The sequence below is a fragment of the Thermomonas beijingensis genome, from assembly GCF_020034655.1.
In the GTDB taxonomy this organism is placed as follows: domain Bacteria; phylum Pseudomonadota; class Gammaproteobacteria; order Xanthomonadales; family Xanthomonadaceae; genus Thermomonas; species Thermomonas beijingensis.
On sequence record NZ_JAIQDJ010000001.1, the window covers coordinates 1,011,898 to 1,027,538 of the forward strand.

A 15,641-nucleotide genomic window follows, 5' to 3' on the forward strand; every position below is an offset into this window, starting at 1 on the left:
TGCATCCACTGCGGCAGGTTATTCGCCCGGCAGTTTGGCTTCACTGGGCGCGCGCGTTGCCGATTGGCGCGCCAACACGGCTTCGCGGTGGGCGATGTAGAAGGTGGACGCCAGAATGATCGCGGCACCAATCAACGTATTGGCACCCACGGCTTCATCGAACAACAACCAGCCAGCGAAGGTCACCAGGGGCAATTGCATGAAGCTGATCGGGGTCAGCGCGGAGACATCGCCCAGCTTCAGGGCACGGGTCCAGAGCAACTGCCCGGCGGTGCCCATCAAGCCGGTGGCGAGCAGCCACAGCCACGTGATGCCATGCGGTGTTTGCCATACGAATAACGCCGGCAGCAGCGACATCGGTACCCACATGGCGTAGGTCCAGAACACGATGGTATCGGCTTTATCAATGGCCGAAAGTTGTTTGATTTGGATCGCCACCAGTGCGCTTAATACCGCTGCGGCCACCGCCACCATCGAGCCCATGCTGAATGCATGCGACCACGGTTGCACGATGATCAATACGCCCAGAAACCCCAGCGCCACCGCGCTCCAGCGGCGTGCCCGCACACGCTCGCCCAACATCAAGATGGCGGCGATGGTGACGAAGATGGGTGAGGAGTAGGTGAGTGAAATCGCCAGTGCCAACGGCAGATGGGCAATTGCCCAGAAGCCGCACACCATGCTGACGATGCCAATCGCGGTACGCACCAGATAGCGTGGCAATTGGTGGGTATGCACGTTGGCAGCAAATGTTTTGGCCGGGTTGGGCTGGCGCAGCGCCGGCACCGCGAGCAACGGCAGCAAGGCCGCAAACCCGAACAAGTTGCGGAAGAAGGCCACTTCCCACGTGGGGATGGTCTTTGACGCAAGGCGGATGAAAATCGCCATTGAGCCAAACCCCAACGTGCTGCCCAGCATCAGCAGTGCGGCACGTGCGTGGGGGTTGCCGGCGGCTTTCACCACGCAGCCCCCACGATGCGCGGTTCGGGTTCAATCATCACGCCAAAACGTGCATGCACTGCGTCGGCGATACGGCGGGCCAGTGCAAGCAGTTGCAACCCGGTGGCATGGCCGTGGTTGACCAAGATCAGGGCGTGTTCGCTGGAGACCCCGGCGTCACCATCGCGATGGCCTTTGAAGCCGCACTGGTCAATCAGCCATGCAGCGGACAATTTGCGGGTGTGCTCGCTGCTGCCATGAAAGCACGGCATGCCCGGATGCTCTGCCAGCAAGCTTTCAGCCTGCGCACGGGCAATGATCGGGTTTTTGAAGAAACTGCCGGCATTGCCCAGCAGCGCCGGATCCGGCAGTTTGCGGCGACGAATGCGCATGACCGCTTCGGCCACTTGCGACGCACGCGGGGTGTTGTGCACGCCCATCGCGGTGAGTTCTTCGCCGATGCCGGCATAACCGAGGTGGGCAACAAAATTGCGCGGTAGCGTGAATTCGACGGCGGTCACCAGGTAGCGGTCCGGCTGTTGCTTGAACAGCGAGTCGCGATAGGCAAACGCGCAGTCGGTGGCGGCAAGCCGCAGCCAGGCATTGTGCTGGCGATCAAATGCCTCCACCACGTGGATGCATTCGCGCACTTCCACGCCATACGCGCCAATGTTTTGAATCGGCGCGGCGCCCACGGTGCCGGGAATCAGCGCCAGATTCTCCAAGCCCGACAAGCCATGACCCAAGGTCCACAACACGAAGTCATGCCACACCACCCCGGCATCGGCGCGTACATGGGTGGTGTTGCCGTCATCGTCCAGCAGGCGAATCCCGTGCGTGGCCAGCGCCAACACCGCCGCCGGCGGGTCACCGGCAAACAGCAGGTTGCTGCCCCCCCCCAGCAGCAACAGGTTGGGGTCGCGCAGCATCGCGTAGCCAAACAATTCCGGTAGCGCGCTGGTATCGGTGACTTCGACCAACAGTTCTGCAGTAGCGCGCACGCCAAACGTGTTGCGCGCATCCAGTCTTGCGTGTTCGGTGATGCGCGCCCCGTTGCCCAGCGATAGGCTCATTCGGGCGGAAGATGGCCGCGGCTGGGGGCTTCCTTGCGCCGACGCAGGGCTTCCACGCATTCGCCGATCAGCGCCGGGCCGCGATACACCAGACCCGTATAGGTTTGCACCAACAGTGCACCGGCAGCCTGCTTGGTAGCGGCGTCAGCGCCATGCAAAATGCCACCCACGCCGATCAGTGGAATGGCATCCGGCAAGCGCGTGCGCAGCATGCGCAGCACGGTGGTGGCTTGGCTCATCAAGGGGGCACCGGACAGGCCACCACTCTGGTTAGCGAAAGGTGCCCCCACCACGCCTTCGCGCGACACCGTGGTGTTGGTGGCGATCACGCCATCCACTTGCAAGTCGCCCAGCACGCGTGCGGCTGCATCGATGTCGCTTTCGGAAAGATCCGGTGCGATCTTCACCAATAGCGGAACCCGCTTGCCATGTTTGGCGGCCAGCTTTTCCTGTTCGTCACGCAACACGCTGACCAGTTTGCGCAGGGTTTGTTCTTCCTGCAGCTCGCGCAGACCCGCCGTATTGGGTGATGAAATATTCACCGCCACATAGTCTGCCAATGCATACACCTTGCGCAGGCACAACACATAATCAGCAGCAGCATCGGCGTTAGGTGTGTCCTTGTTTTTGCCGATATTGATACCCAGCAAACCGGTTTTGCGTTTGGCGCGCTCGACATTGCGCACCAGTACATCCACGCCGTCATTGTTGAAGCCCATGCGGTTGATCACCGCTTCGTGCTGGGGCAGGCGGAACATGCGCGGTTTGGGGTTGCCTGCTTGCGGCAGTGGCGTGACCGTACCTACTTCCACAAAGCCAAACCCCAAGGCCAACAAGGCATCAATATGCGCGCCGTTCTTGTCCATCCCGGCGGCAAGACCCACCGGGTTGGGAAAGGTCAGGCCCAATACCTTGACCGGCATCGGCCGTGGCGGTTTGGCCAATAACGAGCGCATGCCGCAGCGGTAGGCAGCTTCCAGGGACAACAGGCCCATGCCGTGCGCGCGCTCGGCATCAACCCCAAACAGGAATGGGCGGGCGAGTGAGTACAAGTGTCAGTGTCCTGCACCTGCAAATGCCAATATCGCGGCAAGCCCACCAAAGAACAGGATGACTGCGATGATCGCAAGCACCGAGAACACGATCACCAGATACCCCATCACCAAGCCGGCAACGGCCAAGCCGTCGCCTTCCTGGGTGGCAGGGGAGCGCCGGATTTCGCTGCGCGCCATGTGCCCGCAGATGATCGCGATGATGCTGCCAAGGAACGGCAGCAAGGTCCAGCCCAGGATACCGCAGACAAGACTGACCACGGCGAGAGAATTGGTCTGGCGGGCAGGTACGTTCATGGCTGTCCTTTGCAGAGTGTTACTTTGCGGCTGATCGATACGTATCGCTAGTGTGCGAACACGCACGGTGCAGATCAAGATTACAAGTCGAATTTGATGCCCTGCGCCAGCGGCAGCGCGTCGGAATAATTGATTGTATTGGTCTGCCGACGCATATAGGCGCGCCAAGCGTCGGAACCCGATTCACGGCCGCCGCCGGTTTCTTTTTCGCCCCCAAATGCGCCACCGATTTCCGCGCCACTGGTGCCGATGTTGACGTTGGCAATGCCGCAATCGCTACCGGCCGCACTGAGGAAAGCTTCGGCGTGCTTGAGGTTGGTGGTGAAGATGGAGGACGACAGGCCTTGCGGCACGGCGTTCTGCATCTCGATCGCCTCGTCCAGGTCCTTGTACTGCATGACGTACAGGATCGGCGCAAAAGTTTCGTGCTGGACGATTTCAGCTTCGTTGGTCAGGCCCGTCACGATCGCCGGCAACACGAAATTGCCAGGGCGGTCGATGGCGGTGCCGCCGGTTTCCACCTTGCCACCGGCGGCCTTGGCTTTGGCGATGGCATCCAGATACGCGTTCACGCCATCACGGCTATTCAGTGGGCCCATCAGGTTGGCCGGGTCGGTGGGGTCGCCGATTTTGCCTTCTACTTGCTTGTAAGCGGTGATCAGCTTGGCCAGCACTTCGTCGTACATCGACGCATGCACGATCAGGCGGCGGGTGGTGGTGCAACGCTGGCCGGCGGTACCCACCGCGCCGAACACGATGGCGGGGATGGCCAGTTTCAGGTCGGCGGTTTCATCGACGATGATCGCATTGTTGCCGCCCAACTCCAGCAGGCTGCGGCCCATGCGGCGCGCCACGTTTTCGCCCACCATGCGGCCCACCTTGGTGCTGCCGGTGAAGCTGATCAGCGGGATGCGCCTGTCATCCACGAACTGCTGCGCCAGCTCGCTGCCGGCATCGTTGAACAGGAAGAAGATGTCCGGGAAGCCGCCGGCACGCAGCGCCTCGTTGCAGATCTTCATCGACGCGATCGCCGACAGCGGGGTCTTGGGCGAGGGCTTCCACACCGTGATGTCGCCGCAGATCGCGGCAATGAAACTGTTCCAGGCCCACACTGCGACCGGGAAGTTGAAGGCCGAGATCACGCCGACAATACCCAGCGGGTGCCATTGTTCATACATGCGATGGCCAGGGCGTTCGCTGTGCATGGTCAGGCCGTACAGCTGGCGCGACAGACCCACGGCGAACTCGCCGATGTCGATCATTTCCTGCACTTCGCCGTCGCCTTCCGGCTTGGACTTGCCCATCTCCAGGGCCACCAGCGACCCCAGCGCGTCCTTGTGCGTGCGCAGCGCATCGGCGCACAGGCGGATCGCCTCACCACGACGCGGCGCGGGCGTGGTGCGCCAGATTTTGAATGCCGCCTGCGCACGCGCAATGATCAATTCGTAATCGGCCTGCGAGGATGCATGCACATGGCCCAGCACTTCGCCGGTGGTTGGGTTGACCGGCTCCAGCACGCCGGCATCGCAGGTCTTGGACCATTCGCCATTGCCAAGATAAGTGCCGGATTCAGTGGCGGAAAGCCCAAGGGCGGTGAGGACGGGGTGGGACATGGCGAGCCTCCAGCGGTGCGAATGATGGTGATGGTGACCCCGGCCCGATTCGAACGGGCGACCTTCCCCTTAGGAGGGGGACGCTCTATCCAGCTGAGCTACGGGGCCAAGACTGATTATTATCGCAGCACGCGGCAGGTTCGGACAATCCGCCGGAAGAAGTTTCGAAATGACCAGTCACTGTTTGCAAATCAACCTGATAACTTCACCAGTTTTGCAGCCTGCCCTGCAGTGCGGCGGCGTCATTCGCTAAGCGCTCTGCACCACTTGGCCGCGCCAACATCGCCGCCAGCGCAGGCGGTGCAGCAATCGTGTGCTGCACCAACGGTTCCACCACTTCCGGAAACTTGGCCGGGTGAGCGGTGGCCACGATAGCCCAGTCACCGGGTTCGCCACGTGCGCGCAAGCGGTCCAGTACGTCGGCGGCACAGGCGGTGTGCGGGCAGACCACGTGTCCGCGTTCATCACGGGTGCGAACGATGGCGGCGCGGATCTGTGCATCGCTGACCGCTTCGGCGCGCAGGGTATGGCGCAGGGTTTCGGTATCCGGATACAGGTATTGCAGCCGCTCGAAATTGCTGGGCGCGCCCACGTCCATCGCATTGGCCAAGGTGGCAACGCTGGGTTTGGGGTGGTAGTCGCCGCCGGCAAAAAAGTCCGGTAGCACGGTATTGGCATTGCTGGCCAGCACCAGCTGGCCAATCGGCAGGCCCATGCGCTTGGCCAGCAGGCACGCCAGCGCGTTGCCCAGATTGCCGGTGGGGATCACGAAGTTCAGCACATTGCCGGTGGCGCGCTGATGGCTGAGTGCGGCATGTGCGTAGTACGCGGCCTGCGGCAACAACCGCCCGAGACTGATACTGTTGGCCGAACCCAGTGGCAGCTGCGCACGAAAGGCGGCATCGGTCAGCAGGGTTTTGGCCAGTGCCTGGCAATCATCAAAACTGCCATCGACCTTGAAGGCGCGCACGTTGTCGCCAAAGCAGCCCAGTTGATGTGCTTGGCGTGGTGATACGCGGCCATCGGGGTACAAGATGGCGACGCGAAACCCCGGGCGATTGTGGAAAGCGGCCGCCACCGCCGCGCCGGTATCGCCCGAAGTGGCAACGACTATGGTCAATGGCTTGTCGCCTTGTGGCAGCGCTGACAAACACCCGGCAAGAAAGCCGGCGGCGTAATCCTTGAACGCGGCGGTGGGGCCGTGGAACAGCTCCAGCAGATAATCGTTGGGCGCGCCGAAGCGCACCAGGGGTGGGTCGATGGCCAGCGCAGTGCTGCAGATGGCTGGCAGCGCGGGCGCGATCACTTCATCGGCAAAAAATGGTTGCAGCAGGCGCAAGGCCACGTCAGGCAAGCTGTGGGCGCCGGCAAAGTCTTCGCCAGACAATGCCGGCCAGCTGGCTGGCATATACAGCCCGCCATCAGGGGCCAATCCTGCAGCGATGGCCTGTGACAGTGTGACAACGGGCGCTTGCCCACGGGTGCTGAGGGTGTTCATGGCAAAACCTTGGCGGCGGGGCAGGCAATGGGGGTCAGGACGATGTCACTGGCGAAACCGGCGTTGGCAAAGGCCGCCGACATGGCAGTGGCGGCACGCTCGGCGGTCGCTTTTGTTTCGCACCATGCAAATACGCTGGGGCCAGCACCGGAAATACTGCTGCCCATGGCCCCGGCCTCCAGTGCGGCGTGTTTGACTGCTGCAAAGCCCCCGATCAAGGGCGCACGGCGCGGTTCTACCAGCACATCGGAAAGTCCTGCGCGCACCAGCCCTGCATCGCCACGCTCACATCCCAGCAGTACCTGCGCAAGGTTGGCGCTTTGCATCACGAATTGATGCAGCGCATACGCGCCTTGCAGTGCTTCACGTGCACGCCGGGTTTCCAGCACGGCATGCGGATGCACCACCGCGGCGTGCCAAGTGGCGGGCACACTGATTCTGGTCAAGCGATCAGCGGTGGCCAGCACCAAGCCACCCAACAGCATCGGGCCGACGTTATCGCCATGTTTGCCGCCGCTGGCTACGGCTTCGCCAGCCAATGCAAACGGGTACAGCGCTTCAGCTGCAAGCGGTGCATCCAGCAAGGCATTGGCGGCCACCAGTGCAGCCACGCACGAGGCCGCCGAGCCCCCCAAGCCGGAACCCAGTGGAATGCCTTTTTCAATTTCCAACGCAAACCCGAACGGCAAATCGAGCGCTTCACGCAGCGCCAGCAATGCGCCGCCTGCGGTATTGCGATGGGCTTCAAGCGGCAGGTCGGTGACGGTGCCGGTAATGGCGGTGATGCGTACCGTGGGGGCATCAATTTTGCGCACCGTTGCACTATCGCCCAGCCCGGCAATGGCATGGCCAAGGATGTCGAAGCCCACGCCCACATTGCCCACCGAACCGGGTGAAAATGCACGGGCTTGTTCGGGTGCGGCGCTCATAGCTTGGCCCCCAGCGCAGCGGCCAGCCGCAGCAGATCCGAGAACACGCCGGCGGCGGTGACTTCTGGCCCGGCGCCCGGGCCTTGCACCACCAGCGGGTTGTCGCAGTAGCGGCGGGTGGTGAAGGACACGCAGTTGTCGGTCAGGCGCAGATGGGCAAAGGCGTGACTGGCGGGCAATTCGCGCAGTGCCACCGAAGCCTTGCCGTCTTGCTCGAGCTTGGCCACATAACGCAGCACGCAGGCTTTGCTGCGGGCTGCCTCCAGTGCGGCTTGCATGGGCGCATCCAATGCGGCCAAGCCATCCATGAAGGCATCGCGGTCGGCGCTGCGCAAACTTGCCGGCACCAGACTTTGTACTTCGACATCGGAGAGCGAAATGTGCATGCCGGACTCGCGCGCAAGGATCACCAATTTTCGCGCCACATCGGCGCCGGATAAATCGTCGCGCGGGTCGGGTTCGGTATAGCCCAGCGTGTGCGCTTCCAGCACCAGTTCCGAGAATGGTTTGCTGCCATCGTATTTGTTGAACAGCCACGCCAGCGTGCCGGAAAAAATGCCCTCGATGGAGAGCAGGTCATCGCCGGTGTCCAGCAAATCACGCAGCGTGGAAATCACCGGCAAGCCCGCACCCACGGTGGCTTCATAGCGAAAACGCGCGCCACTGTGTGCCTGCGCGCTGCGGATGGCTTGGTAGCGTTGCAGCGGCCCGGCACCAGCCTGCTTGTTGGGCGTGATGACGTGGATGCCGGCAGCCAGCCATTCGGGGTAGCGTGCGGCCACGCTGTCACTGGCGCTGCAATCGATCACCACGGCGTGTGGCAGATGGGTGTCCAGCAGATGCTTGGTGAGAAGGTCAAGGCTGGCCTCCGACGGCGGTTGTTGCAGACGGGTATGCCAATCCACGGCGTCGCCGTGTTCGCATAACCACAGGTTGGAACGCGAGGCCAGTGCGCGCAGGCGCAGGTCGATAGTGTGCTGCGTGCGCAGGCGCGGCAGTGCGGTTTGCAGTTGATCGAGCAGGGCGCTGCCCACCTTGCCGGGGCCGATGACCGCCAGCGCGATGGTCTGCGGCGACAACCAGAATGCGGCATGCACGGCGCGCAGCGCGCGCGCGGCATCAGCAGAGTCGATCGCCACTGAAATATTGCGTTCGGACGCGCCCTGCGCGATCGCTCGAATGTTGACCCGCGCCCGCGCCAAGGCATCGAACATGCGCGCCGCCACGCCTGGTGTGCCGGCCATGCCATCGCCCACCGCTGCCAGCACGCTGATCCCGGTTTGCAGCGTCACGCCCTGCACCTGCGCGCCGGCCAATTCGCGGGTAAATGCGTCTTGCAAGGCATCGCGGGCGGCATCGGCTTCGCGCTGATGCACCACGCAGCAGATGGAATGCTCGGAGCTGCCTTGCGAGATCATCACCACCGAAATATGCGCCGCATGCAGCGCGGCAAAGACGCGTTCGGCGGTGCCGGGCACACCGATCAGGCCGGCACCTTCCAGGCACACCAGGGCCAAGTCGCCGCCCAGGGTCAGGCCTTTGACCGGGCCGGCCGGGTTGCGGTCGCCGACCGCATCGATGCGGGTACCGGCAAACTCCGGGCGGAAGGTGTTGCGCATCAGGATCGGCAGGCCGCGTGCAATCGCCGGGGTCATCGTTTGCGGATGGATGACTTTTGCGCCGAAATACGCCAACTCGCAGGCTTCGCGATAACTCATCGCGGTCAGTGGCACGGCCTCTGGCACCAGCCGTGGATCGGCCGAGAGCACACCATCCACATCGCTCCAGATATGCAGTTCGTCGGCCGCGAACAAGCTGGCGAAAATCGCGGCGGAATAGTCACTGCCATTGCGGCCCAGCGTCGTGGGCAGGCCGTGTTCATCGCGGGCCACAAAGCCGGTGATATTCACCCGCGCTTGCGGATGCTGCGTGCGCCACTCGGCCAGCTTGGCGGCACTTTGTTCCCAATCCACCACGGCACCCAGGTCGGTATGCCGCACCACCAGCACATCGCGTGCATCCAGCAGCGCGTAATCGCCGCCGCGTTCCACCAAATGCGCGTGCAGCAAAGTGGTCGAGAGCACTTCGCCCATGCCGTGGATACGTTCCAGCGCAGTGCGCCCCGGCTGTCGTAGCAGCGAGCTGGCTTGCAACAGTTCGGCCAGCTCGCCGCAAAGTGTGTTGATCCTGGCCACTGCCGCCGCTGGCCGTTGCAGCAGCGCGTGTGCGGTGTCGTTGTGGCGCTGATGCAGCGCTTCCAGTGCGGGTTTCCACTTGCTGCCCGAGGTAGCCGCTTCGCCCAAGGCCACCAGTGCATTGGTGGTGCCTTGCATCGCCGATGTAATCGCAATCTGCGTGCTGGCATCGTCGGCCAACAACAAGTCGGCCACATGCCGAATGCGCGCAGCATCGGCCAATGAGCTACCGCCGAATTTGTGCGCGCGGCAGCGCACGGTAGGTTTGGATGGCTCGGAATCGTCCGCTTGGGCAAGTGCGTGCATACAGGCTCCTGTGAGCCTCCGCGTCGCACCGCCGGGGATCGCGCCCCGCCGTTCGCTGCGGGGGCCGTGTCTTGGATGGGTTATCCAGGCATGACCAACCGCACCGGGCCCGTAGTACCGGTGCCGGTGGTAATGGTCGAAATCATGGTGATGTCGTGGGTCATGGCTCGACTCTGCTGCACTGCGGCATGGGTTGTCAAGCGGTGGTTGCGGACGGAACCGATGGCGTGATCCCATCGGGGCTTGCAGCAGGGCCGGTATGGGTGATGGGAACGGATTGACGACGCATACTGGGCAAGGTGAAGCCGTCTTGCAGGTCTTCGCTGATCGGCAGACGGCAACCGGCGGCATCGGCGACCGACAAAATCAATGTCCCGGGCTCGAAAATAAGCTAGAATCCGCACCAGCCATATCGGCCAAACCCGCGCCAGTACGCGGGTTTTTCTGTTATCCTCGGGTGCTCCGGCAAGGACGCCCTTTCATTTTTCCGGAGAGTCCCATGGCGCTGGAGCGCACCCTTTCGATCATCAAGCCCGATGCCGTTGCCAAGAACGTGATCGGCGAAATCTATTCCCGCTTCGAAAAAGCCGGCCTCAAGGTTGTGGCCGCCAAGATGAAGCACCTGTCCAAGCAAGAGGCCGAAGGCTTCTATGCCGTGCACCGCGAGCGCCCGTTCTTTGCCGCATTGGTCGAGTTCATGATCTCCGGCCCGGTGATGGTGCAGGTGCTGGAAGGCGAAGGCGCGATGCTGAAGAATCGCGAATTGATGGGTGCCACCAACCCGAAGGACGCAGCGCCAGGTACCATCCGCGCTGATTTTGCCGACAGCATCGACGCCAACGCGGTGCACGGTTCGGACTCGCTGGAAAATGCGGCAATCGAAATTGCCTATTTCTTCCCGGCCACCGACGTGTACGCACGCTGAGTTGCTGCCATGAGCCAAACGCGCAGCCCCGCTATCGATATCACCCTGCTGGGTGAGGGCGAGGTTGCGCTTGCCTCCGCGCCGGTGAATGCCGGCGCAGAGACAAGAACCAATATTTTCGACTTCGATCGCGCCCGTCTGGAGCGTTTTTTCGAAGAGGATCTGGGCGAAAAGAAGTTCCGCGCCCACCAGGTGATGAAGTGGATTCATCATCGCTATGCCACCGAATTTTCCGAAATGACCGACCTTGGCAAAGCGCTGCGCGCCAAGCTGGAAGCGCGTGCCGTGGTACGGGCGCCGCAGGTCATCTTCGACAAGGCATCCACCGATGGCACCCATAAATGGCTGCTGGGCATGGATGCCAGAAACGCCATCGAAACCGTGTACATCCCCGACAAGGGGCGCGGCACCTTGTGCGTGTCCTCGCAGGTGGGGTGCGCGCTCAATTGCGGGTTCTGCTCCACTGCCACCCAGGGCTTCAACCGCAACCTGAGCACCGCCGAGATCATCGGCCAGGTCTGGGTGGCGGCGCGCCACTTGGGCAACGTGCCGCACCAGCAGCGCCGGCTCACCAACGTGGTGATGATGGGCATGGGCGAGCCGCTGGCCAATTTCGACAACGTGGTGCGTGCGATGAGCATCATGCGCGATGATCTTGGCTACGGCCTGGCCAACAAGCGCGTCACCTTGTCCACCGCGGGTCTGGTGCCGATGATCGACCGCTTGGCGGTCGAGAGTGATGTGTCACTGGCGGTTTCGCTGCATGCGCCGTTTGATGAACTGCGTACCCGGCTGATGCCGATCAACAAGAAATATCCGTTGGCCGAGTTGCTGGATGCCTGCGTACGCTATGCGCTGCGCAAGAAGGGCGAGTCGGTAACGTTTGAATACACCTTGATGAAGGATGTCAACGACCAGCCCGAGCACGCACGTGCGTTGATTGGCCTGCTGCGTGATTTCGATCGTCGGGTGCAGATGAAGGGCGCGGCCAAGATCAATCTGATCCCGTTCAACCCGTTCCCCGGTACGGGCTTCCAGCGCCCGGATGATCTGGCCATTCGCGGTTTCCAGAAGCTGCTCAACAACGCCGGCATGATTGCGCCGGTGCGACGCACCCGTGGCGATGATATTGATGCCGCCTGTGGCCAGCTCAAAGGCCAGGTGATGGACCGCACCCGGCGTTCGGCGGAGCATCGCAAGCGGCTGCATGCCGCAGGAGCGCATTGATGCGGCAAGTACTCATTGTGCTGATCGGGTTGGGGGCAGTTCTATTGGTCGGCTGCAATCAGTTGGAGCGGCTGACCATCGTTCGACCTAGCGCCCAAGCACGCGGTTACACCAGAATTTCCCCCACCTACGATGTCAGCGGCAAGAAGGCCGGGGCTAAAGAAGACCCTGCCATGCTGCTGGCGGTGGCCACCGACTTGTATCAGCGCGGCCAGTTGGACGGGGCCGAGGAAATGACTCGGCGGGCACTGAAGTCGCAACCCAATTCCGGGGATGCGCAAACATTGCTGGGCGCGATTGCCGAGACGCGTGGCGATACCGCTGCTGCCGGCAAAGCCTACAAGGCGGCTGTGGATAGCGCACCGAACAATGGCCTGTATGCCAATAACTATGGCGGCTGGCTGTGTGCCAATGGACAGCCGGCGCAGTCGCTGGTGTGGTTTGATCGCGCCTTGGCCGACCCGGCCTATCCCACGCCGGCCGGCGCTATGGCCAATGCGGGCAGCTGTGCCAATCGAGCCGGTCAGCCGATTCAGGCAGAAGTGAAATGGCGAAGCGCGTTGGCGCTGGAGCCGCAAAATCTGACCGCCCTGTCAGGTCTGGCGGCGCTGACCTTTGCGCGAGGCAGTTATTTGGATGCACGCGCATTTGCCGAACGCTGGTTGGCGGTGAACCCGGAAGATGCAGCCGGTTTGCGCCTGGCAGCCAGCATCGAGCAAAAACTTGGCGACAACGAGGCCGCTTCGCGCTATCTTTCCCGTTTGCAGGCGACTCCCCCCGGTTCACCCTTGGTTCCGCGCGCGCAATGAGCTCACAGTTTGCCCCTGATTCCACCCATCAAGCACTTGCCGGCTGTGGCGCACGCTTGCGTGACGCACGGCTGGCGGCGGGTTTGAGTATTGATGATGTAGCCACGCGCCTGCGGATGCCGGCCCGTGTGGTGCAGTCACTTGAAGCAGAAGACTGGTCGCGGTTGGGAGCCCCTGTTTTTGTGCGTGGGCAAGTGCGCAGCTATTCGCGGCTGTTGGGCTTGACCACCGCACCGATGATGGCCGCGCTCAATATTGAGCCGGTGGAGCCCACCAGGCTGGTCAGCAGGACACATACACCGAAGGCGCAATGGTGGGCTGAACAGATTGGTCGCCGCTTGGTCTATATCGTGCTGACCCTGTCACTGGCCATTCCGGCATGGGTAGCCACTCGTCAGCACTTGAATGGCACGCCTGCCACCATCGCAGCGCTGGATACTCCTGTCATGCCCGTGGCACATGGCAAACCGGCCGTGCCTGCGGTACCTGCTGCGCCGCGTACCGTGGTGGCTTCAATGGCGCCAATGGGCGCTGCCGTACAGCCAGAACCCGCACCAAGCGCGGATATCGTGCTGCGTGCCACTGGTCAGTCCTGGCTGGAAGTGATCGCGCGCGATGGCAACGTGCTTGACAAGACAATGTTGGCCGATGGTGCTGAAAAGCGCTATCCCATGGATCAGGTACAACGTCTGACCATTGGTAATGCGGCAGTGGTACAGATGCAAGCAGGTGGCCGGCCCATGAACGTGATGGAGCACGCGCGCGCGAACGTGGCGCGGTTTGCGGTATCCTCCGACGGCTCGCTTGCCGCGCAAGATTGATTGTCGCGGTCGGCGCCACCCATTCCCGGTAATTCCGAATATTTCACGACGTCCCGACCTAGATGGCGGGCGAGAGGCAGCATGGCGATCGACGAACTGCTCAACGAACACGAACAGAGTGAACAAGTCCGTAATTGGCTTCGCGGCAATGCGGCTGGCCTGATTGGCGGGGTCGCACTTGGGCTGGCCGTGATTGCTGGCTGGAACTGGTGGCAGGGGCAACGCCTAGCCGCGGATATGGGTGTCAATACCCGCTACGCCAAGAGCGTATCGGCATTTGAAGACGGCAAAATCCCCGCCGACAACGGCAAGGCGGTGCTGGCGGAGTTGAACAAAAGCAACCCGACTCTAGGCACGCTGGCCGCATTGCAACTAGCCAAGGCACAGGTCGATGCTGGCAAGCGCGAGGATGCCATCGTTACCTTGCGCGGCCTGCGCAATGCCGATGGCGATTTGCGCCCGGTTGTACAGGTGCGTTTGGCGCATTTGCTGATTGATACCGGCAAGGCCAAGGATGCGTTGGCGCTGTTGGGCGATGAGCGCAATGCCGCCATGCTGGATGCGCGCGGGGATGCGCAATTCAGCTTGGGTGATTTCGCCAAGGCGCAGGATGACTATCGCAAGGCACTGGCGTTGGTCGATGTGGGTTCACCGCAGCATCATCTGATCACCATGAAATTGATTGAAGCCGGTGGCGTGCCACCGCATTCCGAGGATAAGCGCTGATGAAGTCGGGCAAGTTCCGTTCCCTGCAGCTGCTGGCCGTGGCGGTCATTTCAGTGGCCATGCTGGCTGGCTGCAGCAGCGTCAAAAACCTGTTTAGTGGCAAGAGTAAAGACAAGTCGGCTGAACCTGCCAAATTGACCGACATCACCCCATTGGTCACGGCCAGCCCACTGTGGTCGGTGTCGGTGGGTAAGGGCGAGAAGGATCTCGGTATTGGCCAGCATCCGACCATCAATGGCGACCATGTGTATGCCGCTGCGGTCGATGGCGGCGTATCCGCCATTGATCTGACTACAGGCAAATCGCTATGGCATTACGATAGCAAGGCGCATCTGAGTGGCGGCCCGGGCGTTGGTAGTGGCTTGGTGGTGGTGGGTGGTTTGAAGGGTGAGGTCATCGCTCTGGATGAAGCCACCGGCCAGGAAAAATGGACAGCCAAAGTTAACAATGAAGTGTTGGTTGCACCAGCCATCGGTAGCGGCATGGTGTTTGTGCATTCCAACGATGGCCGTGTCACGGCCTTTGATGCCAGCAATGGCACCCGCCGTTGGTTCTACAGTGCAGATATTCCGGCGCTGACCGTGCGTGGTAGCGGTGGCATGACACTGGGCCCGAACATTCTGTTTGTCAGTGGCGACAATGGCACCCTGACCGCCCTCAACGCCAATGACGGCAATCTGATGTGGTCGACCGCAGTGGCCGAGCCCGACGGCCGCACCGAACTGGAACGCATGGCCGACGTGGACGGCGATCCGGTGTTGGAAGGCACCGTGCTGTATGCCAGTAGCTACAAAAACCATACCACCGCCATCGACGGCCCCAGTGGGCAAGTCTTGTGGGATAGCGAGCACGGCGGCGCGCGTGGCGTGGGTGTCAGCAATTCCGCAATTGTCACGACCGACAAGAACGGTAATGTAATCGGCCTCGATAAGAACACCGGCGGCAGTCTGTGGCAGCAAGCTGGCTTGCTCAATCGCAATGTCTCCGCACCCACCGTGCAGGGCGACTATGCGCTGGTAGGTGATTTTGAAGGCGTGGTGCATTGGCTGCGCCTCAGCGATGGCGCATTTGCCGCACGCAGCAAGGTGGGCGCGGCGGTCACCGGCAAGCCGGTGGTGGCAGGCGACATCGCCGTGGTGCAGAGCACCGACGGCAAGTTGACCGCGTTTTCGCTGAAATAATGCGTTTTTGCCAGCCCCCGGCTGGCACCCATGCGCGGCCCCGGCTACCC

Annotated in this window: 14 protein-coding genes and 1 tRNA gene; 6 read left to right on the forward strand and 9 right to left on the reverse strand. The window is 62.2% G+C overall.

What is annotated here, in order from left to right:
- Positions 1-18 precede the first annotated feature (18 nt).
- The 9 genes from K7B09_RS04680 to thrA all read right to left on the reverse strand — a co-directional run bounded on the left by K7B09_RS04680 (position 19) and on the right by thrA (position 9,902).
- The gene (locus K7B09_RS04680) at positions 19-918 is read right to left on the reverse strand and encodes a DMT family transporter (protein ID WP_223627742.1); all 900 of its coding nucleotides are present in this window, start codon (positions 916-918) and stop codon (positions 19-21) included.
- Between the two features lie 38 nt (positions 919-956).
- Positions 957-2,012: a UDP-N-acetylmuramate dehydrogenase gene (murB, locus tag K7B09_RS04685; protein WP_223627280.1), complete on the reverse strand. Its 1,056-nt coding sequence runs from the start codon at positions 2,010-2,012 to the stop codon at positions 957-959.
- Positions 2,009-3,064, reverse strand: a complete 1,056-nt coding sequence (locus tag K7B09_RS04690; RefSeq protein WP_223627283.1) for a quinone-dependent dihydroorotate dehydrogenase — start codon at positions 3,062-3,064, stop codon at positions 2,009-2,011. The genes murB and K7B09_RS04690 overlap by 4 nt, the downstream gene beginning before the upstream one ends.
- A 3-nt stretch (positions 3,065-3,067) precedes the next feature.
- Positions 3,068-3,361, reverse strand: a complete 294-nt coding sequence (locus K7B09_RS04695) for a DUF4190 domain-containing protein (protein WP_223627285.1) — start codon at positions 3,359-3,361, stop codon at positions 3,068-3,070.
- Positions 3,362-3,441: 80 nt separating this feature from the next.
- Positions 3,442-4,974 carry an L-piperidine-6-carboxylate dehydrogenase gene (amaB, locus tag K7B09_RS04700; RefSeq protein ID WP_223627287.1) on the reverse strand — a complete coding sequence of 511 codons (1,533 nt, stop codon included), beginning with the start codon at positions 4,972-4,974 and terminating at the stop codon, positions 3,442-3,444.
- Positions 4,975-5,005: 31 nt separating this feature from the next.
- A tRNA-Arg gene (locus K7B09_RS04705) sits at positions 5,006-5,082 on the reverse strand.
- A gap of 97 nt (positions 5,083-5,179) precedes the next feature.
- Entirely contained in the window at positions 5,180-6,472 is a 1,293-nt protein-coding gene (gene thrC / locus K7B09_RS04710) for a threonine synthase (RefSeq protein WP_223627289.1), read from the reverse strand.
- The gene (locus K7B09_RS04715) at positions 6,469-7,401 is read right to left on the reverse strand and encodes a homoserine kinase (RefSeq protein WP_223627292.1); all 933 of its coding nucleotides are present in this window, start codon (positions 7,399-7,401) and stop codon (positions 6,469-6,471) included. The genes thrC and K7B09_RS04715 overlap by 4 nt, the downstream gene beginning before the upstream one ends.
- Positions 7,398-9,902, reverse strand: a complete 2,505-nt coding sequence (gene thrA, locus K7B09_RS04720; protein WP_223627294.1) for a bifunctional aspartate kinase/homoserine dehydrogenase I — start codon at positions 9,900-9,902, stop codon at positions 7,398-7,400. Before thrA ends, K7B09_RS04715 begins: the two co-directional genes overlap by 4 nt.
- Before the next feature lie 499 nt (positions 9,903-10,401).
- Here thrA and ndk point away from each other — a divergent pair, with 499 nt between their 5' ends.
- The 6 genes from ndk (at position 10,402) to bamB (ending at position 15,591) form a co-directional block, all read left to right on the forward strand.
- Positions 10,402-10,827 carry a nucleoside-diphosphate kinase gene (gene ndk, locus K7B09_RS04725; RefSeq protein ID WP_223627296.1) on the forward strand — a complete coding sequence of 142 codons (426 nt, stop codon included), beginning with the start codon at positions 10,402-10,404 and terminating at the stop codon, positions 10,825-10,827.
- Positions 10,828-10,836: 9 nt separating this feature from the next.
- Complete coding sequence (rlmN, locus tag K7B09_RS04730; protein WP_223627298.1) at positions 10,837-12,054, forward strand: dual-specificity RNA methyltransferase RlmN; 1,218 nt, start codon at positions 10,837-10,839, stop codon at positions 12,052-12,054.
- Positions 12,054-12,863, forward strand: coding sequence for a tetratricopeptide repeat protein (locus K7B09_RS04735; RefSeq protein ID WP_223627301.1), 810 nt, complete (start codon positions 12,054-12,056; stop codon positions 12,861-12,863). Before rlmN ends, K7B09_RS04735 begins: the two co-directional genes overlap by 1 nt.
- Positions 12,860-13,684, forward strand: a complete 825-nt coding sequence (locus K7B09_RS04740) for a RodZ domain-containing protein (RefSeq protein ID WP_223627303.1) — start codon at positions 12,860-12,862, stop codon at positions 13,682-13,684. The genes K7B09_RS04735 and K7B09_RS04740 overlap by 4 nt, the downstream gene beginning before the upstream one ends.
- Before the next feature lie 81 nt (positions 13,685-13,765).
- A complete protein-coding gene (locus K7B09_RS04745; protein ID WP_223627305.1) occupies positions 13,766-14,410 on the forward strand; it encodes a YfgM family protein in 645 nt (214 codons plus the stop codon).
- Positions 14,407-15,591, forward strand: a complete 1,185-nt coding sequence (gene bamB / locus K7B09_RS04750) for an outer membrane protein assembly factor BamB (RefSeq protein WP_374349902.1) — start codon at positions 14,407-14,409, stop codon at positions 15,589-15,591. Before K7B09_RS04745 ends, bamB begins: the two co-directional genes overlap by 4 nt.
- Positions 15,592-15,641: the final 50 nt, after the last annotated feature.